Origin of the sequence: Niastella sp., from assembly GCF_045805085.1 — a bacterium.
In the GTDB taxonomy this organism is placed as follows: domain Bacteria; phylum Bacteroidota; class Bacteroidia; order Chitinophagales; family Chitinophagaceae; genus Niastella.
The window spans coordinates 1-22,929 of record NZ_JBJMLX010000071.1 but is presented as its reverse complement, the minus strand read 5'-3'; the positions used below and the strand labels follow the sequence as shown (position 1 = coordinate 22,929).

At 46.7% G+C, this 22,929-nt stretch carries 16 protein-coding genes; 7 read left to right on the top strand and 9 right to left on the bottom strand.

Annotated features, from left to right (window positions below; translation table 11 throughout):
• From ACJ751_RS03305 to ACJ751_RS03275, 7 genes are all read left to right on the top strand, one after another.
• On the top strand, positions 1-682 hold a 682-nt coding region (locus tag ACJ751_RS03305), incomplete at its 5' end, for a phosphotransferase enzyme family protein (RefSeq protein ID WP_407743948.1).
• A 2-nt stretch (positions 683-684) separates the two neighbouring features.
• Positions 685-1,980 (top strand): sugar MFS transporter, encoded by a 1,296-nt coding sequence (locus ACJ751_RS03300; RefSeq protein ID WP_407743947.1) that lies wholly within the window; start codon positions 685-687, stop codon positions 1,978-1,980.
• Positions 1,981-2,043: 63 nt separating this feature from the next.
• A complete protein-coding gene (locus ACJ751_RS03295; RefSeq protein ID WP_407743946.1) occupies positions 2,044-2,400 on the top strand; it encodes a hypothetical protein in 357 nt (118 codons plus the stop codon).
• A 195-nt stretch (positions 2,401-2,595) separates the two neighbouring features.
• Positions 2,596-4,293 (top strand): ribulokinase, encoded by a 1,698-nt coding sequence (locus ACJ751_RS03290; protein ID WP_407743945.1) that lies wholly within the window; start codon positions 2,596-2,598, stop codon positions 4,291-4,293.
• Positions 4,294-4,359: 66 nt separating this feature from the next.
• Complete coding sequence (locus tag ACJ751_RS03285; protein WP_407743944.1) at positions 4,360-5,058, top strand: L-ribulose-5-phosphate 4-epimerase; 699 nt, start codon at positions 4,360-4,362, stop codon at positions 5,056-5,058.
• A gap of 118 nt (positions 5,059-5,176) precedes the next feature.
• Positions 5,177-6,676, top strand: a complete 1,500-nt coding sequence (araA, locus tag ACJ751_RS03280) for an L-arabinose isomerase (protein ID WP_407743943.1) — start codon at positions 5,177-5,179, stop codon at positions 6,674-6,676.
• A 124-nt stretch (positions 6,677-6,800) separates the two neighbouring features.
• Complete coding sequence (locus ACJ751_RS03275; RefSeq protein WP_407743942.1) at positions 6,801-8,555, top strand: sodium:solute symporter family transporter; 1,755 nt, start codon at positions 6,801-6,803, stop codon at positions 8,553-8,555.
• A gap of 119 nt (positions 8,556-8,674) precedes the next feature.
• Here ACJ751_RS03275 and ACJ751_RS03270 read toward each other — a convergent pair whose 3' ends face one another.
• The 9 genes from ACJ751_RS03270 to ACJ751_RS03230 all read right to left on the bottom strand — a co-directional run bounded on the left by ACJ751_RS03270 (position 8,675) and on the right by ACJ751_RS03230 (position 22,761).
• Complete coding sequence (locus tag ACJ751_RS03270; RefSeq protein WP_407743941.1) at positions 8,675-11,065, bottom strand: glycoside hydrolase family 31 protein; 2,391 nt, start codon at positions 11,063-11,065, stop codon at positions 8,675-8,677.
• Between the two features lie 13 nt (positions 11,066-11,078).
• Positions 11,079-12,209, bottom strand: a complete 1,131-nt coding sequence (locus tag ACJ751_RS03265; RefSeq protein WP_407743940.1) for a glycoside hydrolase family 88 protein — start codon at positions 12,207-12,209, stop codon at positions 11,079-11,081.
• Between the two features lie 7 nt (positions 12,210-12,216).
• Positions 12,217-15,144 carry a sugar-binding domain-containing protein gene (locus ACJ751_RS03260; RefSeq protein ID WP_407743939.1) on the bottom strand — a complete coding sequence of 976 codons (2,928 nt, stop codon included), beginning with the start codon at positions 15,142-15,144 and terminating at the stop codon, positions 12,217-12,219.
• Complete coding sequence (locus ACJ751_RS03255) at positions 15,141-15,944, bottom strand: rhamnogalacturonan acetylesterase (RefSeq protein ID WP_407743938.1); 804 nt, start codon at positions 15,942-15,944, stop codon at positions 15,141-15,143. Before ACJ751_RS03255 ends, ACJ751_RS03260 begins: the two co-directional genes overlap by 4 nt.
• Before the next feature lies 1 nt (position 15,945).
• A complete protein-coding gene (locus ACJ751_RS03250; protein ID WP_407743937.1) occupies positions 15,946-17,835 on the bottom strand; it encodes a rhamnogalacturonan lyase in 1,890 nt (629 codons plus the stop codon).
• Positions 17,836-17,939: 104 nt separating this feature from the next.
• The gene (locus tag ACJ751_RS03245) at positions 17,940-19,625 is read right to left on the bottom strand and encodes a GH39 family glycosyl hydrolase (protein WP_407743936.1); all 1,686 of its coding nucleotides are present in this window, start codon (positions 19,623-19,625) and stop codon (positions 17,940-17,942) included.
• A 77-nt stretch (positions 19,626-19,702) separates the two neighbouring features.
• Entirely contained in the window at positions 19,703-21,163 is a 1,461-nt protein-coding gene (locus ACJ751_RS03240; RefSeq protein WP_407743935.1) for a glycoside hydrolase family 28 protein, read from the bottom strand.
• Between the two features lie 279 nt (positions 21,164-21,442).
• Positions 21,443-22,381: a glycoside hydrolase family 43 protein gene (locus ACJ751_RS03235; protein ID WP_407743934.1), complete on the bottom strand. Its 939-nt coding sequence runs from the start codon at positions 22,379-22,381 to the stop codon at positions 21,443-21,445.
• A gap of 71 nt (positions 22,382-22,452) precedes the next feature.
• Positions 22,453-22,761, bottom strand: a complete 309-nt coding sequence (locus tag ACJ751_RS03230; protein WP_407743933.1) for a hypothetical protein — start codon at positions 22,759-22,761, stop codon at positions 22,453-22,455.
• Between the last annotated feature and the right edge of the window lie 168 nt (positions 22,762-22,929).

Below are 22,929 nucleotides of genomic sequence, written 5' to 3'. Positions count from 1 at the left end.
TGCCCGGTTTACCCATCTGCTGAGTGGTTTTGATACCCGTTTGTTAAAGATCACTATTCCGCAATTTCACGATCTGTCGTTACGATACCAGCAGTTTACTACTGCATTAATAAATGGCAATCCGCAGCGCATACAGGATGCGGCAGCATTAATCAACTATTTACAACAACAGCAACACCTGGTGCAAACCTATGAGCACATTAAAAATGATCCCCGCTTTCGCTTGCGGGTTATTCATCACGACACCAAGATCAGCAATGTGCTTTTCGACGATCAGCACAAAGGCTTATGCGTGATCGACCTCGATACAGTAATGCCGGGTTACTTCATCAGCGATGTAGGCGATATGATGCGGACATATTTGTCGCCGGTGAGTGAGGAAGAAAAGGACGTACAGCTGATTACCATCCGGGATGATTTTTTTGCCGCTATTGCCTGCGGCTATATGGAGGAACTGCGCACTGAATTAACCGATACAGAGAAACAGCATTTTGTTTATGCCGGTCAGTTCATGATCTATATGCAGGCATTACGCTTTTTAACCGACTATCTAAATAACGACGTATATTACGGCGCCCGGTATGAAGGCCACAATTTTATCAGGGCTCAAAACCAGGCCGTGCTGTTACAACAATACAATGCAAAATCCACCTCGTTTAACCAAATTATTTCAACAATTTAACCATGACTACTGCTAACCCCCTTGCTGTACCTGTACCAACCCAACGAACGAACACAACAGCCATTTTCATCATTGGCTTTTTGTACTTTATTCTGGGGTTTATTACCTGGCTTAATGGCAGCCTCATTCAATTTTTAACACTCGTATGCCAGCTAAAAAGCAGTCAGGCATTTCTTGTGACAACGGCTTTTTATATGGCCTATTTTTTTCTTGCCCTGCCTTCATCATTTATCATTAAACGAACAGGTTTTAAGAATGGAATGGTTTTAAGTTTACTGGTAATGGCAGTTGGTTCAGTTATTTTTATCCCTGCGGCCAAAGAAAGAAGCTTTGGGTTATTTTTAACCGGTTTATTTGTTCAGGGTATGGGGCTGGCCCTGTTACAAACAGCTGTCAATCCTTTTATCAGTATCCTTGGCCCTATTGAAAGCGCCGCCAAACGCATCAGCATCATGGGTATTTGCAATAAGATAGCCGGGATCATAAGTCCGCTTATCTTAAGCGCGATCTTATTGAGCAATGCAACGGTGCTGGAAAAAAGGATCGATGCAACTACCAATATTGCAGAAAAAGAGCAATTATTGAACGAATTATCAGGTAAAGTGATCATGCCGTATGTAGTACTGGCGGTATCATTGACCTTACTGGCATTTGCTTTGCTGAAATCACCGCTGCCCGAACCTCAGATCGAAGAAGATAAAACAGCTGCCGAACCAAACGTAGCAGGCAACAAAACCAGCATATGGCAATTCCCGCATTTGTTGTTGGGCGCTTTGTGCATCTTTGTATATGTGGGGGTTGAAGTAATGGCTGGCGATGCAATTGGCGTATACGGTAAATCTATGGGCATGCCCCTCGATAAAACCAAATACTTTACAACATTTACGCTTATTTCCATGCTGGCAGGCTATGTTACCGGTATTTTCACTATACCCAAATACATTTCTCAACAGGTAGCATTAAAGGCATCGGCTAGTTTGGGTATTCTCTTTTCTTTTGCCGCATTTTTTACATCAGGGTATACTGCTATCACCTTTATAGCCCTGTTAGGCCTGGCCAATGCTCTGATGTGGCCTGCCATTTTTCCATTGGCCATTGATAAACTGGGCAAGTTTACCAAAACCGGTTCTGCATTGCTGATAATGGGTATAGCCGGTGGCGCCATAATTCCTTTAATTTATGGAAACCTGAAAGACAGGATCCCCAATCACCAGGCCTTCTTCATTTGTATGCTGCCCTGCTATTTGTACATCCTTTACTATTCAATGAAAGGTTACAAAGCTGGAAGAAAAATGTGAAAATAACTACAAGGCTAAGGGTTCTTACGGCCGGATATAAATAATTGCCTTTCAAAAAGCAGAATGCCATTCTCCTTTGCAGGAAATGGCATTCTGCTTTTTATGATTCACTGTATTCAACTGGATCCCAAATTGGATTTTTTAGTATTACCGGTTTCTTATGGATGGCATCCGGTGCTTTTTGGAGGCAAGTGTCGTTTTTTTGGCGAAGAGGATTTAGTTGCCGGTTACCGGGTTCCGGTCACCAGTTACACGTTGCAGATTGCACGTATTCGCACTAAAGGGAGTAACGGCTATCTGTTTACAGGTCGAACTTGGGCGTTTTCACTTTTGCCTTTGCCCTCTGCCCTTTTTCTTATCTGGCTTACTTTTAACGAATTAGCCCCATTTTCAGCCATAATGCATCTAAAAAAACGCTAAATCTATTAGCCCCCCTGTTTTCCAGTACATATTTACCCCAATATCCCGAGAAGTAATTTTTGAGAATTCATACTTTAAGTGTTATTTTGACACAAAATAGACATAGAGGGCAATTCACGCCGTATCTTTGCTGGCAGGAAACCCTAAACCCGGTCTGGATCTGTCAATAAAAACTTACTTGTTTTAGTTGCCGATATGAAAAAAGAAAATTATGTAATAGGGGTTGACTATGGCACTGATTCTGTGCGGTCAATCATCGCCAACGCTGCCAATGGGCAGGAAGTTGCATCAGCAGTTTTTTATTATCCCCGCTGGAAAGATGGTTTGTATTGTGACCCGGGCGTAAACCAGTTCAGGCAACATCCGCTTGACTACCTGGAAGGCCTGGAGCAAACCATTACCCGTTGCCTGCTGCAGGTAGGTCCTTCGATAACGGCCAACATCAGGGCCATTTCGGTGGATACTACAGGTTCTACCCCCGTAGCGGTAGATGAAACCGGTACCCCACTCGCCCTGTTACCACGGTTCGAGAAAAATCCCAACGCCATGTTTGTGTTGTGGAAAGACCATACTTCCGTTCCGGAAGCGGCCGCCATCAACGCCCATGCTGAAAAGTACGACATCAACTACCTGCAATACGTAGGCGGTATTTACTCGTCTGAATGGTTCTGGGCAAAACTGTTACACATCCTGCGCGAAGACAAGGAAATTCGCGAAGCCTGCTATTCGTGGGTGGAGCATTGCGACTGGATCCCCTTTGTACTAACTGGTGGCAAACAAGCTGCTGCCATGAAACGCAGCGTATGCGCCGCAGGCCACAAGGCCCTGTGGGCAGCTGAGTTTGGCGGCTTACCACCCGATCAATGGTTTACCGATCTGGACCCATTGTTATCAGGTTTTACCAAAAGACTTTTCACCAACACCTATACTTCCGATAAAGCAGCCGGCACCCTGAGTCCTGAATGGGCCGCCAAACTGGGCCTTTCAACCGATGTGGTGATCGGTGTTGGCGCTTTTGACGCGCACATGGGGGCCGTAGGCGGACAAATTGAGCCCTACCACCTGAGTAAAGTAATGGGCACTTCTACCTGCGATATGCTGGTAGCCCCGCTGAGCGAAGTGGAAGGCAAACTGGTAAAAGGTATCTGCGGACAGGTACCCGGCTCCGTTCTGCCTGGCATGATGGGACTGGAAGCCGGTCAAAGTGCATTCGGCGATGCCTACGCCTGGTTCAAAAAGGTGCTGGCCTGGCCACTGCAACATGTACTGGCGCAGTCAACCATTATAAATACAGAAACTGCCAAAGCCATCATCGATGAAATAAGCGATAAGCTGATCCCTGAACTAAGCAAACAGGCAGCGTTGCTGCACATAGATGAAAACAGCGAACTGGCGCTTGACTGGTTCAATGGCCGTCGTACACCCGATGCCAACCAGGAACTGAAAGGTGCTATTACCGGTCTTAATCTCGGCAGTGATGCGCCCCGTATTTTCAGGGCCATTGTAGAAGCTACCTGCTTTGGCGCCAAAGCCATTGTTGACCGCTTTAACAACGAAGGCGTTCCTGTAAAAGGGTTGATCGGCCTGGGCGGTGTAGCCAAAAAATCGCCGTTCATTATGCAAATGATGGCCGACGTTATGAATATGCCTATCCGTATTCATCAATCAGAACAAACCTGCGCCCTTGGCGCCGCCATGTTTGCCGCTACTGCAGCCGGTATTTATAATAAGGTGGAAGACGCCATGGATGCCATGGGTCAGGGTTTCGATGCTACCTACTATCCCGACAAGAACAAAGTAGCCCTTTACCAAAAACGCTACAACAAATACCAAAAGCTTGGTGGTTTTATAGAAGGCGCTGTTAAATCAAAAGAAGCAGTTTTATCAAACTAATAAATAGTTACCAGTTACTGGTCACCGGTAAACCGGGAACCGGCAACCGGTAACTTTTTCTCAAATATGAGCAAGTATCAAGATATACAACAAGCCTGTTACAAGGCCAATATGCAATTACCAGCGTTAAACCTGATTCTTTTCACCTTTGGTAATGTAAGCGTAGCCGACAGAAGCCTTGGCGTTTTTGCCATTAAGCCCAGTGGCGTTCCCTACAAAGACCTGGTACCCGATGAAATGGTTATCGTTGACTTTGATGGTAAGATCATTAGTGGCAATATGCGCCCTTCGAGCGACACCAAAACACACGCCGTATTATATAAAGAATGGGAAAAAATAGGCGCTATTGTACATACACACAGCACCTACGCTACTGCCTGGGCCCAGGCGCAACGCGATATTCCCATCTTTGGCACTACCCATGCCGATCATAACACTGTAGACATTCCCTGTGCGCCGCCTATGAGCGACGAAATGATTAAAGGAAACTACGAATATGAAACCGGCTACCAGATCATCAATTGTTTCAATGAGCGGAAATTATCATACGAAGAAGTGGAAATGGTACTGGTAGGCAACCACGCTCCTTTTGCTTGGGGTAAGAATGGCGACAAAGCCGTATATAACGCCGCCGTACTGGAAGAAGTAGCCCGCATGGCCTACCTCACCGAGCAGATCAACCCGAAAGCCCCGCGCCTGAAAGACGCCCTGATCGATAAGCACTGGCAGCGCAAGCATGGAAAAGATGCTTATTACGGACAGTAGGCAGGAGAAATGAGGAAGTGAAATGCAGAAGTAAGAAGTAGGAAGTAGAAAACGAAAAAAAACTCTATCACTAAACATAGCACCGTCACATGACGATTGCCAACTAAACGACCCATTTATGGAAGATTTGAAAAAACTGGAAGTATGGTTTGTAACCGGAAGTCAACACCTGTATGGCGAAGAAACCCTGAAACAGGTTGCCGAACACTCAACCCAAATTGCACGGTCAATTGATAAAGACCCCGCTATCCCGGTGCGTGTAGTGTTTAAACCTGTGGTAAAATCGCCTGAAGAAATTTACCAGGTTTGCCAGGAAGCCAATACTACTACTACCTGTATTGGTATCATTGCCTGGATGCACACCTTCTCTCCCGCCAAAATGTGGATCGGTGGATTGAAAGTGTTGCAAAAACCTTTGTTACATCTGCATACCCAGTTTAACCGCGATATTCCCTGGAGCAGCATCGATATGGACTTCATGAACCTGAACCAAAGCGCCCATGGCGACCGCGAATTCGGTTTTATGGTTAGCCGCATGCGCCTGAACCGTAAAGTGGTGGTTGGTCACTGGCAGGAATCAGAAGTAGTGAAAAGCGTAGCTATCTGGATGCGCGCTGCTGCTGGTTGGAACGATTGGCAAAACGCCCGTTTCTGTCGCTTTGGCGATAACATGCGCCAGGTAGCGGTAACTGAAGGCGATAAAGTAGAAGCTGAACTGAAATTTGGATATTCCGTAAATGGCTTTGGTATTGGCGACCTGGTGAAAGTGATCAATGATGTTAGCGACAGCGCCATTGTGCAACAGGTAGCTGAATATGAAGAAATATACACCGTACAGGCACCCCTGCGCAAAGGCGGCGACCGCCACAGCGCATTGAAAGATGCAGCGAAGATAGAGATCGGCATGCGCAACTTCCTGAAAGCCGGAAATTTCAAAGGCTTTACCGATACTTTCGAAGACCTGCATGGCATGGTGCAACTGCCTGGTATCGCTTCTCAACGCTTAATGGCGGAAGGATACGGTTTTGGCGGCGAAGGCGACTGGAAAACATCTGCCCTGGTACGTGCCATGAAAGTAATGGCAACCGGTTTAAAGGGTGGTAACTCATTCATGGAAGACTATACCTACCATTTTGACCCCAATAACCAACTGGTGCTGGGTTCACACATGCTGGAAATTTGTCCTTCCATTGCCAACACCAAACCAACTGTTGAAATACATCCGCTGGGTATCGGTGGCAAAGCTGATCCTGTACGGCTGGTATTCAATGCTGGCTCCGGCCCGGCTTTAAATGCTTCTATCGTTGATATGGGCAACCGATTCCGCCTCATCGTAAATGAAGTGCAGGCTGTTGACCCTATCGAAAGCCTGCCAAAACTGCCGGTAGCGCGTGTGCTGTGGAAACCCTACCCAGACATGAAAACAGGTTGTGCAGCCTGGATCCTGGCGGGTGGCGCTCACCACACCGGTTACAGCCAGAACCTGACAGCAGAACATATGGAAGATTTTGCTGAAATGGCAGGCGTTGAGTATTTACTGATCGGCAAAAACAGCAATCTGTACGATCTTAAGAATCAATTAAGATGGAATGATCTCTATTATCGTCATTCTATTTAAAAATAAATTCACATATTGCAGCCGCTTTCTGAAAGAACTTCACTTATGAAGTTCTTTCAGAATTTAATAGGCCAAAAGCTTCTAAACAACCAACATTCATTTTAAAAAACTATTGCAGCCCGCTATGAACACGCTTTCGTCAATTGACTACGTAATTTTTGTACTCTACTTCATACTGGTAGCCAGTTATGGCTTCTATGTATATAGAAAAAGAAAAACCCAGGAACACGACTCCAAAGCATTCTTCCTGGCCGAAGGTTCACTTACCTGGTGGGCCATTGGCGCTTCGCTCATTGCCTCCAATATTTCTGCCGAACAGTTTATTGGCATGAGTGGTGAAGGTTTTTTTGTGGGTACCGCGGTAGCGGCCTATGAGTGGATCGCTGCAGTAGCGCTGATAATTATTGCCGTTTGGTTCATGCCGGTGTATTTGAAGAACCGCATTTTCACCATGCCGCAGTTCCTGAAAACGCGGTATAATGATTCGGTGGCATTGATCATGGCCATCTTCTGGTTATTCCTGTACATCCTGGTAAACCTCACTTCTATCTTATACCTGGGCGCCACCGCCATCACCGGTTTGGTGAGCGAAGCCAAATTAGGCACGCCGGAATACTCAAACATGCTGCACATGCTCATGATCGGCCTGTCGGTTTTTGCGTTGATCATCACATTGGGCGGCATGAAAGTAATTGGTTATACCGACGTAATTCAGGTAGCTGTTCTAATCATCGGTGGCCTGGCTACCACTTACCTCGCTTTATCAATAGTAGGTGAAAGATTAGGCGCGGGCAGCGGCGCCATCGCCGGCTTTAAAGCCCTGATGAACGATTCGCCCGAACACTTTAAAATGATCTTACCCAAACCGGCGGCCACAACGGGAACAATTGGCACCCCACTTAACCTCGACATTCAGAAATGGGTGGTGTTACCGGGTATTGCCATGTACTTCGCCGGTCAGTGGATCGTGAACCTGAACTACTGGGGTTGCAACCAGTACATCACACAACGCGCCCTGGGCGCCGATCTGCAAACTGCCCGTACGGGTATCCTGTTTGCCGGTTTGCTGAAACTGATGATGCCCATCATTGTAATGCTGCCTGGTATTGCTGCATTCGTATTATATAAACACCATCAACTGCCTGGTTTCACTGGTGGAAAAGACGGCGCTTATTCAGCCATCCTGGGCTTTTTGCCCACCGGGTTGAAAGGGTTGTCGATCGCTGCTCTTACGGCCGCTATTGTGGCTTCCCTCGCCGGAAAACTGAACAGTATCTCTACCATCTTTACGCTGGATATCTTTAAAAAATATATTGCTAAAGAACAGGCTGATGAAAAGAAACTGGTGATCACCGGCCGCTATACTGTATTGGCCGCCATCATCCTGGCTATCCTGTTTACCTGGAAAGACCTGTTGGGTATTGGTGGTGAGGGTGGTTTTACCTTCATTCAGAAATACACCGGTTTTATCAGCCCGGGTGTATTCGCCATGTTCCTGCTGGGTATGTTCTGGAAACGTACCACTGGTACGGCAGCTGTAGTAGGTGTAATACTTGGATTTGTGCTCGCCGTATTCTTCAACAACTATGCGGTTGGTCTTTTTGGTAAAGAAACCTGGTTATATACCGCTTACACATATGAAGTACCTGGTAAAGATGGTTTGCCTGTAGCTGTTACTGAAATTCCATTCCTCATTAACATGGGTTGGTCGTTTGTGATAACAGTGGCTACCATGATCGGTATCAGCCTGGCCGGACCAAAAGTAAATCCGAAAGCCTTTGTGACCGATAAGAGTATGATGAAATTACAACCTCGCACCATTGCGTTAATAGTAACTACATTGATCCTGTTAACTGCATTGTATGTGAAGTTCTGGTAGATAGCTATTTCAACGGTAATAAAAATGCCCTGACAGTAATGTCGGGGCATTTTGGTTTATAGGGTACAAGTTGACCAGTTGACCAGTTAACCAGTTGACCAGTTAACCAGGTAAAATCTTTAATTCACTTTTATATTAACCTCGCTCCTGTTATCGGCAGCTACTTTAATTAACACCAGCTGATTTAGTTCATCGTAACTCCAGTTCGCAGGCTTGCCATTTTCAGTAATGGCAGCAGGCTTTTTGTTCGAATGCAGTTTTATTATCCAGCTATGTGGAGCGGGGGTGAATTTTCCGCTGGGTTTATTAATTGTAATTACATTTCCGATGGCAGTAATTTTAGTTGCAGCAAATTCTCCTTGTTGGTACTTAAGACTTTTGCCATCATCTTCATATAAATTGAATTCAATATCCGGGCCGGGATATACATCCAGAGTGATGGCATCCACCGGTTTTTCATCTACATATTTCATTACGGGTTGGGAAGGAATAATGCTGCCTGCTTTTACATACAGGGGCAATGAATCCAATGGTGTTACTACATTCCAGTAACGACCGCCGGCAACGGGTTTACCCGTCCAGTAATTATACCAGTTACCTTGGGGCAGGTATACCGTTCTTGTTTGAGCGCCTTTGGTGGTAACCGGGCATACCATCAGGTTATCGCCCAGCATATACTGGTCGGTAATGTTATATACATTCTCATCATGCTGATAATTCAGCACCAATGCCCGCATCATCGGCATCCCCGTTTTATACTGTTCATACGAGGTGCTGTACAGGTAGGGCAACAAACTATAGCGGATTGAATCGTACTTTTTAAAATTGCGCAGGGCGTCATCACCATAGTTCCAGGGTTCTTTATAACCCGGATGGTCCATGCCAAACACCATGGCCAGCGGACTAAACATGCCAAACTGCACCCAGCGGATGTAGAGCTCAGGATCGGCCTGGTGTTCAAATCCGCCCATACAATGCGTCCAGTAACCAACGCCGGAAACCCCAATATTCAACCCCGCAGTAATTACCGGTTGAAAATACTGCCACTCACTGGGCCAGTCACCCGCAAAAATGAAGGGATAGCGTTGAATACCAGCATAGCCTTCGCGGGTATGGTTCAGTCCACGAATGCCATTGTATTGCTGGAATTTTTCAAAAGCCCCTTTGGCATAAGCAATGGGAAATACGTTGTGCAGGGCGGCGATCTCTTTTCCCTGCGGCCCTGTTTTTTCGCTTTCGTTGGCCAGGGCGCCAAAAGCGCTGCCTTCATCCGTCTTCAGGAATTTGGCGCCAATGGAAGCTACGCGTAATACGCCGTGCTGCCACCACCAGTTCACTGCATTGCTGTCGAAGAAGTTTACAAACTCACCGGCATAATTCCCTTCCGGATAGGTATACTTTAATTTTTGTGCGGTATCCAGCAATTCCAATTTGTTGCCATTATCAAAACGCGGGCGTAAATGCAATCCTACCATACCGTAATGCATTGCATACAGGCTGTCGAACATGGCGGCTGGGTTCTTAAAGGTTTCGCGCCATTCAAAAGAAGTAGCACCCTTGCCACCGGTTTTACCAAAAATGCGCCAGGTGCTATCCAGCCATAACAAGTCGGCGGGAATACCCATTTCACGCAGCTTGCGCGCCAGTTCAATTACATATTGGTCAGAAGTATTTTGTTCATATCCCCAGGTGCCGCCTGAGTAGGTGCCTACATGCAACCCCAATGCGAATTTGGGCAATAAAGGCGAACGACCGGTCAGTGTGGTGTAATCCATCAACAGTTCAGGAAATGTTGGCCCAACCATAAAGTAGTAATCAAGTTCTCCCCCACCCGCACTAAAGCTATATGCCTGTGCATTGGAAGCACCCATATCCCACGTGGTGGGATAGGCGTTGTGAAAGAATATACCATAGCCTTTTGTGCTCATGAAAAACGGCACGGGGCTATAATTTGCTTCCAGGATATTATAAGCGCCCACCGCATGGGGCAAACCTGTTCCCCGCCCTACGTTCAGCGTCAATTTCTTCTGGCGGCGATCTAAGAAATCCATGCGTTCACCAAAACCAAAGAAGTGTTCATCGGCGCCCAGCTTTTTTATACAACCTACCGTATCTGCATTTTTATAGCTGCCGTTGTCTGCCGACAACAACTCGTTCTTCGCATTATATACTTCAATGCGAAAAGGCGATTTGTTCACCTTTATTTTTAGACCGGAAGAAGTCAATAAAAAATCTCCGGTATTTTGTTTTGCAGTAACGGCTACCGGTTGAAAGTTATATTGTTTCACCATCCAGGGTTCGTTATCGGCAAAACTGCCTGTCCAGCTGGTTCTGACCCTGAACATGGAAGGCGTACAAAACTCAATAATGGTTTTGTTGCCCGTATTGGTAAAATAAAAACGGTTGCCTTCCTGTTTAAAACCCGACTGGTAATTACCTGCGGTTTGCTGCGCCAACATCCCCACTGAAAACACCATCCCTGTCAGCAACAGCACTATTCTCCTCCTCATCGTATAGTGCTTATTAGTTTTTCAATTTATACATTTCGCTACCGGCCAGTAAAAAACAGCCCAGGCCATAATCTTCAAAATCAGGAATATGATCATAGGTAACAGGTTGTCCATCTTTTGGTTCTTTACCTGTTCCCTGTACGTAACCCAGCATCCCATCGGGGTGAACACAATCTTTCACCAGCGCATTCCATGCTTTCAGCATAATGGGTCTGTACGTTGCTTTATCAATAAGATTGTTGTTGATGCCCCAGGCCATGCCATATACAAACAAAGAAGTACCGGTTAACTCTTTACCGCCATAGTTGGTAGAATCGGCCAGGCTTACGTTCCAGAAACCATCTTTACGTTGTAAGGGGATCAGGGCCTTCAGCATGTCTTTATAATCCTGCATGTATTCATTGTAATGCGGATCGCTTTTAGGCAGCATTTGCAGCGTGCGCACCAATGCCGCTACTACCCAGCCATTGCCACGGCTCCAGTAACAGCTGGCTCCGTTTGGTTCTTTATAAGGAGGATCAAAATCCTTATCGCGCCACCAAAGATGACCAATGGGATCGTACAAGCCATTATCGCCATGTTTGTGTTTGGTGTAGGCATACATTTCATACATGCGGTTGTAGTAGCTGGTATCGTTGAATAATTTACCCAGGCGTACATAAACAGGCATGCCCATTTGCAGGGCATCTACCCAGCTCCAGTCATCTATTTTAGATGTAGCTTTCATGGAGTCGATAGACGCTTTTATATCTTTAATGCGTTCTTCTTTTTTATCAAGCAGGTACAGGTCAATATAGGTTTGACCGCAGCAATGGTTATCGGCATTGCGGTTTTTAATTCCACCATTCAACCCCCAGTTGTGTTTGGCGCCCCAGTCAATGGCATAGTCCAGGTATTCTTTCTTTTTATCGATGCTGTACAGAGCCATCAACCCCTCGTAGTATACGGCGCGGGTCCAGATGTTGCTGGGCCGTTCTTTATTGGTGACAATGGTTTTACCCGCATCGGGCCACTTATTCATGAAATACTGGTTGGTCAAACGCATGGCGGCCAGCACGTCTTTTTTAGCAGGCGCTTTTTGCGCCTGTAATGAAGTGGTCAGCAATAACGCCCCAGCTAATAATAGTCTCATTCTATCAAACATAGTATGCTTAGTTTACTTTAGGTTTCAATTCATCGGGACTGTCTTTTGTATAGCCATTCCAGGTTTCGCGCGAAGGTTCGTTGAACAGCGCCTGGATAGTCGATAACTCCACTGTTGATGTAGGATTAAACGACTTTGAATGCACATACTTTAACAAACTGTACGACAATTGCGCCGTAGCCGGCCTGTTTTCCAGATCATGAAAATCAATACTGCACACCAACAATTTACCTTTTCCTACTTTAGCCTCCAGCAACAAGGCCAACTTCCGGTTGATGAACCAGGTATCTATTGGCTGCAGGACAGGCTTGAACCCTTTGGGAAAATCTTCCAGGTGCATTACCTGGGCTTTATTCACCACATCCCACCACTGCAGATCGCTGTAGCCGGTGGCAGGAAAATCTTTAAAAGCGGGATGGTTGGGATCACATACAATGCCAAGGGTATGGGGTGGACGCATTTTAAACCAGCTGGTATTCCAGAATACGGGGGTAAAGTAATTTACAACTTCTTTTCCTTTCTGGATCTTTCCGGCTGCCATTAAAAACACTGAACCGCCATTTTGCAACAGGGAAACAGCTTTTTCATTGAGTGTATCGCAAAAATATACATTGCTGTTACCGGCCACCTCAGGAATCGTATGTGGGAAAACCCATACATTCCAGTCGTTTCCATACTCAGTTCCTGCTATAGAGATATCGAGGTTCAACCGCATGGGCGTTTTGATAGCCGACAACGGATAGTCAATAGTACCAACGGGCAAACAATTGCCAAGAGCATACTCTTTTTTATCGAACGTACCTTTTGCCAGTACTTTACCTGTACTGTCTTTTATCACCCAGTTTATCACGGCATTCTTTAATTCACTGGCGCCATAGTTGAACAGTTCTACCTGTGCCGTCAATTTCTCATTATTGGTGTACACAAATTTAGGCATCCGGGTCAACGGCACCACGGCATTGCAAAAGCGCTTTACCTGTTGCGGCGTGATGTATGGTTTATCCTGCCATAAAGCATTCAACATCCCTACCAGCGCGGTACCCTGACCAGGGAAATCCTGCAGACCCAGCATTTGAAAACCAGCCAGCCCTTTTGTGCGCATGGCCTTTTCTAATTCATTTTTATAACACAGCACCTGCAATTTCCCACTGGCCATCAGGAAATCATTGGCCTGATCAGCCATGCCATGTTCGGCCAGCAACTCGCGGAATAATTCAAAATTCCTTTCTTTATATACACCGGTGAACCGGTTTATTTCATTGAAGTCGGGGAATGCACACCACTGTCCCATTTCATGCACCACGTAAGGCACATTGAATTTTTGTATGGAGGCATGATAATCAGAATCGCTTTCCGGACGTGCGTTCACCCAGTTCAATCCACGGGCGCCGGCTTTTACCATATATTCATTTTCAGGAACTAACGGCCAGCTGTTGCCAACGGAAGCACCGGTATACACCCGGCGTTTATCTTTCGCTTCCCAGTAGTGAATCATTTCTGTAAGAAACTTTACCTGGTTCCTGCCAGCGGGTTCGTTGCCACCCACCGCTTCCATACAAAACGAAGCATAGTTGCCATACCAACCAGCCATGCGATCGGTTTCTTCATACATGTATTTGTCAATGGGTTTGCCATCGCCTAAGGAAGTGCCATGATTCACCCAGCCCGGACCTTCGGGTTGTAAATAAAAGCCGGTGAGGTCAGCTGCTTTGAAGGCTGCTTCGGGCGGACACCAGCTGTGAAAACGCATATGGTTCAACCCATGTGCTTTGGCTGTATTGAACAGTTTTATCCAGCTGGCTTCATCCATCGGTGGAAAGCCGGTCAATGGAAATTCGCAGTTATTCACCGTACCGCGTAAGAACACCGGGCGGTCGTTAATGGTGAAACCGGTACCAACGATTTTAAATGACCGCATGCCAAACACAACTTCTTTTGTCTGCTTTTCTCCACCGGGTGTTTGCAGCGTTAATTGAAGTTTATATAAAACCGGATTAAATTCATCCCACAACTGCACTTTATCAGTCATTGGCAAAGTAAACTGTTGTGTGGTCAGCGTATCCTTATTCAATGTCACTGATGAAGCGATCGCTGGCACCTGATGCGCTACTTTCGTATTAAAAGCCGTAGCCCCCAACGTTACCTTCGCATTATCCTCCTGTTGACCCTTTAATGTCACTACCACAATGGCCTGTTTGTTGGCTACATCAGGATACACCTGAATATTTTCTATATGCACTATTGGAGCAGCCTCCAACAATATTTTACCAATAATGCCATTCCAGTTTCCTTCGGTATGATCGGTTAAGCTATGTGAATCAGGACCTACATTAATTGCTTTAATACGGTTATCAACGCGAATAGTGATCACATGTTTACCGGGAGATAGTATGGTTGTAAGATCATACACATGCGGCGCTACCAGACTATTTTGCATGCCTGCTTCTCTGCCATCTACCCAAACCATGGTTTCGGTATGACATCTTTCCAGGAACAATTCAACGTTTTCCTTCGCCCAGTTGGCGGGAATGGTTACTTCCTTTTGATACCAGGCAGCACCCACAAAATATTTTGCCGGCGTTAACCAGAAAGGAAATTTCAAATTACCGGGCTGCCGGTATTTCTCCATCCGTGGGTTGAAAAACCAACTGCTGTCATAAATACTGCCGGTCCATTTTGTTTGCAGCGTTACGTCATCGCCTTTGCCATTGGTGAGCATGGAACCGGGCAACTTGATATTATCTGCCAGCTTTTTATTGAACCATTGCTCCTGAATGCCCACATCGTTTCGATCCATCTGAAATTGCCAGTCACCGGCCAATGAGATGGATTGGGCCGATGCCAGATTGCTTAATATAATCAGTAAAAAGGTGAGCCACTTCAAGGTGAGCCACCCTTTAGAGGGTGACCCACCTTTATGTTTAAGTTTCATCATTTCTTCAGGTATTCTTTTAGGTCGTTATTTCTAAGGCCCTGGATCCCTTTCACTACCATATCTGCATTCAGCATGGAACCATTTTTATTAGGATGGGTATGATCGCCGGGAAAGAAATGTTTAACGGAATCGGGACCCAGTTTATCATATTCATCGGCAATGAGGTCGTTCAACGGAATAAAGAAGGCGCCATTGGCTTTGGCTACATCCTCGGCCCATTTGCCATAACTGGTATTGGCCCGTTCTACCTTGCCATCTTTAAAAATATTCCGGGGAATGGGTGAACATACGATGGAGATGGCGCCTTTGGCTTTTGCATCCTGAATATATTTACGCATATACCAGCCGTAGGTATGCACTACTTCGTTCTTTTTAAGAATGGGATTATAAATGGCAGTACTGTCTTCGCCAATGCCTTTTATAGTGCCACGGGCACGGGCCGTATCATCGAGCGGACCGCTATCATTATGTCCGAACTGCATAATAACATAATCGCCCCGTTGTAATTTTTCCAGCACACGGTCCCAACGGCCTTCATTTATAAAAGTACGGCTGCTTCTGCCGCCAATAGCGTGATTCTCCACACTTATCCGGATTGTATCGAACCGGTCGGCCATAAAGCTGCCCCAGCCCCACAGGTCCTGCTTGCCGGTGCCATCGCCATTCTTTACGGTAGAATCGCCAATGATGTAGATCGTGTGCCTGTGTGATTGCCAAACTACGAAGGAAGAAACAAACACCAGCAATCCGATCACAGTGAGTGAACGGACGAGGTTACGGCGGTTATTAATGATTGTCATGCTATTTATTTTTTGCATTGTCGTTTTTATGTTGTTCAATGATGCTGATCGATGGATGCGGTGGTGTATTCATACCCTCGCCGAAATAAAATCCCGGATGCGGAGGTTGATTGTACGCTACGTTCTGCCAAACGATGCTGAGCCGGTATTGCGGGTCCTGCATCAGGGTGTAGAATTTATACGTGGTAGGAATAGTCGTAGAGAAGATGCGCAGTTCCTGGTTGTCGCGGGTGCGGTAGATCACTTCTTCGCGCCAATCGCCGAGGATATCGGCCGACAAACAGGGATTGGATTTGGTGCCATTGTTATGCTGACAATCATACTCCTTTGCATCGAGCATTTTGGTAACAACACTATTGTTATAATCCCATTTGCCCACCAGGGTACCATTCAATATTTCGCTCAACACATCGCCATCCCAGTAAATACCCATATTGCAGGGGGGCGTTTTTTCGGCGATCTTGTTTCCTTTGCAATCAAACAAACCAGTGATGCCCGCGCCGGCTACCCAGCATTCATACCCTTTATAACGGGGATCAATATCCAGGGCGCATGCCCGGCCAGGCCCTTCGCCATCTTCACCAGCTTTCACCGAAGCCTTCTTCCAGATCACTTCACCGGTTCTGGCATCGCGGAAGTTAGCGCCGGCATCCCCAAAACGTTCCTGGGTACTGAACACTTCCTTACCCGGTCTGTCGGGGTCAAGGTCGCTGACGTGTAACGCATCAGCATGACCGATACCGGTTGTGTACATGCCCTTGCCATTGTCATCCACGGTCATTTGTCCGTAGATAATTTCATCTTTTCCATCACCATCCACATCAGCTACCGTTAAGTTGTGGTTACCCTGACCGGCAAAGTCGGGATAGCCTTTTTCTGTATCAAACACCCAGCGTTGGGTGAGTTTATTGTCTTTCCAGTCCCAGGCGACCAGTACACTACGGCCATAATAGCCACGACACATCACCAGGCTGGGATGCACACCATCGAGATAAGCCACACAGGCCAGAAAACGGTCCACGCGGTTGCCATAGCTGTCATTACGACCATTTCCTCCTGTTCCACCCCAACCGTCTATGCGGCCACGTGCCGGTACATAATCGGTTGTATATAATGCAGCGCCGGTACGGCCATCAAAGATAGTGAGGTATTCAGGGCCATCGAGAATGCGGCCATTGTTGTTTACATAATTCTTTGTGGAGTCGCCAATTACTTTTCCCAGTCCGTCGATGGCGCCATCGGCTGTTTTCATCGCAATCTCGGCGCGGCCATCGCCATCGAGGTCATACACCATGAACTGCGTGTAATGTGCGCCTTCACGAATGTTCCGGCCCAGGTTGATCTCCCACAGTAATTTCCCTTCCAGCGTATAAGCCTGAAAGATGGGTGGATCAGTGATGCCATTCTGCGAATTATCATGGCCTTTACCTGCCTGGTGTAAAATGATCTCATACGTACCATCGCCATCCAGATCGCCTACACTGGCATCATTGGGCGCATAACCGGCGGGCGTTTTTAAGGGAATAGAGAGATAGGCAGGCGCACCGGCTTTCAAAATATACGTACGCGCGTCTTTTATTTCTTTACCATTCACAATGGCTGCTACCTGGTAAGTATAGGATTGCGTGGAGTCTGCTTTTTCATCGACCCAGGAAGTTACGGCTGTTATTGGTTTTGTGTTCAGCCGGTTGACTTTGGAATTATCATTGGTGCGGTAGAGATTAAAGGCAATGTTATCTGCATCGGTCGCCAGCATACGCCAGCTTACAAACACATGTCCTTTCCCATCGGGCACAGCAATAAGCCCTCTGTTGAGGAATTCCATCTGGCGCTGGGAAAACATGGTTGCGGGTAAGAACAAGGTTACCAGGAAAAAAAAGATTCTATTCATATGGCGGTTTAAGGCCTCCCCCGCCCCCTCCATTGGGGGGAGTTGTCGGCATTTAGTTATAGAACGATTTGAAAACAGCTTACCCTTACTGGAAAATCAAGATATCACCAACTCATCTTTATAAAGACGATTCCCTGTCGGGGGAGTTGCATGTTCAGCTGTAATAACCCGTTTTTTATAGTTTCCTTTGAGGCGCCGGTTTGCTCCAGTTGGCCGGCTTTTTCCAATTGCGCTACCTGTTCAGCATTGGGCTGTTGCGGCGAGCCCATCTTCCTCCACACTTCATAGGAGTTGCTGTGATCTGCATCGATGCGGTATTGCTGCAGGGTAACCTGTTTACCGGTAAGGCCGGCACATTGCAATACCACTGTTGCGGGTTGGCCGGTGGTGTCATCGTCGTGATAATTCCAGATCATGGCCGTGGCCGAATGACCGCCCTTTGCGGCGATGGCGCCAATATCAGTGGTTTCTTTCCGTACCCCCGAATCCCGGATGCTGAATAAAGGATACATCTGGTCACTGGTTACGGCCACCCGTTTTCCGCTCATCATGCCAAACATCCTGAATACATTCAGCACCGGTTTATCAACGCCGTTAGTGGCCAGGTCGCGAAAGCCATAAAACCAGGGTTGGTTCTCAAACTCAAATGACCAGGACACGGCGCCCAGCAGGTTCACTTTAAAATAATCGGCCAGTAAATATTTTCGGGCAAAGGCAGCAGCCGTGTAAGATGAATACATGGTACCATTGCGATAGGCATTCTCGGGGTTTGTGGCCATGCCACAGGCGGCACAACCTTCGGGATCACTTTCTCCTATTACAATTGGTAAATGCGCCCATTCTTTAAAGGAGGATACTATTTCGAACCCACTGCTGATATCGCGCAACTGGTTGCTGATGCCCATGCGCACATGGGTGTTCACCATGCGGGGCGCACCTTTGGCATGAAAAGCAATAAAATCGAGCGGCGCCCCCATTTTGCCTGTGGCGGCATTGGTATCGCTGCTGCAGTGTTGTAAAAATGTTTTCAGGAATTGTGCAGCGCCACTGCCTGATGGTCCCGTTACATGCGGACCGCCAATACGTGCCGATGGCAAGGCGCGCTTCAGTGCATCTGAGGTGTAATCATATAATTTGCAATAATCCTGTACGGTTCCCTTCCAGTAACCATTGCCGCCATTGGGTTCGTTCCATAATTCCCAGTACCAGCTTTCCACTTCTTTTTTTCCATATCGGCTTACACAATGGCTTACCCATTCATACACCAGCGCCGCCCATTTTTTATAATTGTTGGGCGGGTATGCCCAACCCGTAAAGATCTTGCTGTAGGGTTGTCCCGGTTTCCAGTCGTGTTTATAGGGTTGTGGATGGCTCGATAATGCTTCAGGCATAAACCCTATTTGCGCCAGCGGCTTCATCCCCCGTTTTATGTAGGTATCAAAAATGCTGTCGGTGATCGTCCAGTTGTAAACAGGGTTACCATTGGCATCTTCCGTATAGGCGTTGGTAGACCCCCATTTCAATGCCGGCGTTCCATCGCCGGTGGTCAGTAAATTATGGGCCCGCACATATACGGGAACAGGACTTAACGCCGCAATCTCCGACAACAACTTCCTGCCATCTTTCATATAAGTATAGTTCGGTTCATCATAACCAAACCAGGCCCAGATGGGTTTCATGTCGCCGGTTTCTTTTTCGAAATTGATCTGGATAGTTGCTTTCTGCTGAGAAAATACGTTTATAACCAGCATAGTGGAAATGACAAAAGCAATTCGTTTCTTAAATGGCATAGTTCCTTAGTTTTTGAGTTTGTTAGTTATTTAGTTCTTAACTCACGAACTCAATAACCTAATAACTTATGAACTTATTACAACTTCATTTTTTCAGAATTACTCACTTGTAATTTCTTCCCATCTGCACCAATAATGCTTACGTTATCGAATACCCATCCTTCCCCAAAATCAACAGCACCGGCGCTGTTGCCCTGCACGTTTACATTGTTGAAATGGAAATTCTGTAACATCGATTCTTTCATGCCGCCTGCATTTACCACTTTCTTTACACCCACTGCTTTTATATCTGACACATATACGTCTTTGAAATGCGGGATGCCTTTTTCAGCAGGTTCCACTTTGGTGAGCATTACCTTCCAGTGCTTTGGCAAAGAGTCGTAATTATACCCATTGGGTAGTTTGGCATAACTGTAAGCAGGGTTCCAGTTCAAGGTAAATGAGAAGGCTGTTCCTACGCTGTCCATTTGGATATTGCGGAAATGAATGTCTTCTATGGTACCGCCGCGGGTGGTAGCTGATTTTATAAGCAACCCATTGGTTGTTCCCTTGCCATATAAGTTGGTAGCGTATACATGGCGAATGCCACCCGAGGTTTCGCTGCCCAGCGTTAATAAACCTGCGCCCTTGCGCGCCATGCAATTGCGGATGACCACATATTCGGTGGGTTTGTTCACACGTAAGCCATCCCAATCGCGACCGGCTTTTAAACAGAAATCATCATCATTACAGTCGATGTCGCAATTTTCGATCAGCACCCAGGTGGAGGAATCTATGTCAATCCCATCGGTACTGGGTCCCTTGCCATCTTCATTATTGCGGATCACCACGCCATTTACAGTAACGTAGGCGGAATACAACAACTGCACCGTCCAGAAACCGGCGTTTTTGATAGTGATGCCTTTTATAGAAACATCTGTTGAATTTTGTACAAGTATAGTGCGTGCACGTTTAACATCGTTGTCAACGGCCCAGCGCAACCCTTTGGCTTCATATTCTTTTCGCATGGCCCAGTATTTATCCCAGCAGAATTTTCCCCGCGCATTGATGGATCCTTCACCGGTAACAGCCGCATTGGTGGCGCCGATCACATTGATCAGGGCGGCAGGCCATTTCATTTCAGTACCGGCAATGCGGGTATCTATTTCGGGATAATCTTCAAAATGCTGGCTGCCGAGCAATTCCACGCCTTTATCTATCTGCAGCTGCACCTTGCTTTTTACAAACAGCGCACCGGTAACATAGCTGCCGGGCGCAAAAACTACCGTACCGCCACCTGCTTTGGCGCAGGCGTCAATAGCGGCCTGAATGGCTTTGGTGTTCAGCGTTTGGGCATCTGGTTTGGCGCCGTATTGATTTACTGAGAATTTATTTCTTGCGGAGGGGAATTTGCGGGCGCCTGTTTGTTTTACCCAGGCGGGTTCTTTGTCATCAGCATGCTTACCCTCCGTAACCGCCTGACCGGCGGTAGTAATAACTAAACCACAGGCAATACCCATAAGTAGTGCAAAATTCAATAAAGTCAACCGTTTCGTCATGAGCTTGCAAGCATTAATGCTTGTAAAATTAGGGGAAACGGGTGGGGTACTATCCTGTTGTGTCCTGCGCCTTAAAAGGGTTGACCAGTTAACCAGTTGACCAGTTAACCAGGAATATAAGTTGATAGCGTTGACGGGGTTGACAAGTTAAAGAGACCCTGAGCGAAGTCGAGGGCTCGACTTTTTCATTTCTCTGGCTTCGCCCGCCGTCCGCGTGTCGCTGAAGCTTTAGCGGAGGCGCAAGCTTTAGCGTAGGAGGACCCTTTGCCCTTTGCCTGCCTACTTCTTGTTGCCTTCTTTCAACAATTTATCTAATTCATTCTGCGTAATAACCACCACCGTTCCATGTCTGATCCCTTTAGGCATTTCCAGCAGCTCAGATATTTCCGTCCAGTGAACCAGATCGGTACTGGTAACGGCGCCATACTTATGATCGCGGTATTTATCAAAATATACGATCCATTGGTTGCCTTTTTTTAGCACGGTGGGTCCTTCAGCCCAGTAATTCCCGGTAATGGGGGCAGAAGGTGCGCTGTAACCGCCGGTGAGCGTGGTACTGGTGGCAGTGCGCAGGTTCTTCTGCGGCGGATAGCGGGTTTCGTCTTTCAGGAACATCACGTACTGGCTGCCATTCTTTTGAATGGTGGCGTCGATTACATTGAACCCCTGGTCGTATAAAACAGCTGCTTTGGTATAGGTTGTAAAGTCTTTGGTAGTTACATAATAGATGCGGTGGTTATGGTCGCTGGCGGTATCGCCTTTGGGAAAACGGCCGGGAATGGTAGTAGCCCAATAGATCATGTATTGTTTGCTGGCATCGTCGTAAAAGATCTCGGGCGCCCAGCAATTGAGGGCGGAAGGTTCGTGTTCCATCACGGGAATCGCTTGTTGCTGGCTCCAATGAATGAGGTCTTTGGAAGAAGCATACCCAATAGTCCTTTCACTCCAGCTTACCGTCCAAACCATATGAAAAAGCCCATCGGCCCCGCGAATGACGCATGGGTCGCGCATGAGTTTATCCTTTGCGACGGTGGGCGTTAAAAAGGAACTGTCATTTTTCAATGAGGTCCATTTCAACCCGTCGGCACTCCAGGCCAGGTGCAAGCCATCTTCACCATTGCCTTTGAAGTAACTAAAGAGGTATATGGATTTGTTGCTTTGTGCAGTAACGAGCGTGATTTGGGCAAAGAGGAGTAAAAGCCAGCAATAGATCTTCATTATGGAACATCGTTTGGGCAGCAATATAAGACAAATGATGAATATCAATTGTCAAACCTACGCTAATTGGGTTATGCCACATCAAACGGGTTGGCCACTGCGGTGGGCTGTGGGTTTGCCAGGCTTCCATTAAAGGCATGCAGCTTTTTACTAATGCCGCCCACCAGGTCTTTAATGACTATAATTCCCATAATAACCAGGAAGCTTATTAAGAAAATGCCACTGGTAAACACAAGGGGGTTGATCTCGTACCAGGTGGGTTGCGGGGCCGGAATTTCAGCACCAGCAATACCGCGTAATTTAAATTCAATGAAGGCACCGGTTATCAATACGGCATTCAGGAACGACGCTACGATGAAATAAGGCCAGTTTTTTCGCATGGAAGAATGGTGTGAAGGTTTATAATAGTTGTTACATGTTTATGTCGTCGTAATACACCAGGAACCATTTACCACTTTTCAACTTGAAGCGGCGTTCTACTTTGAAGCCGCTTTGATCGATCCAGAACTTTTCGGTGACCATAGAGTCGCTCATAACCAGGCTATGCC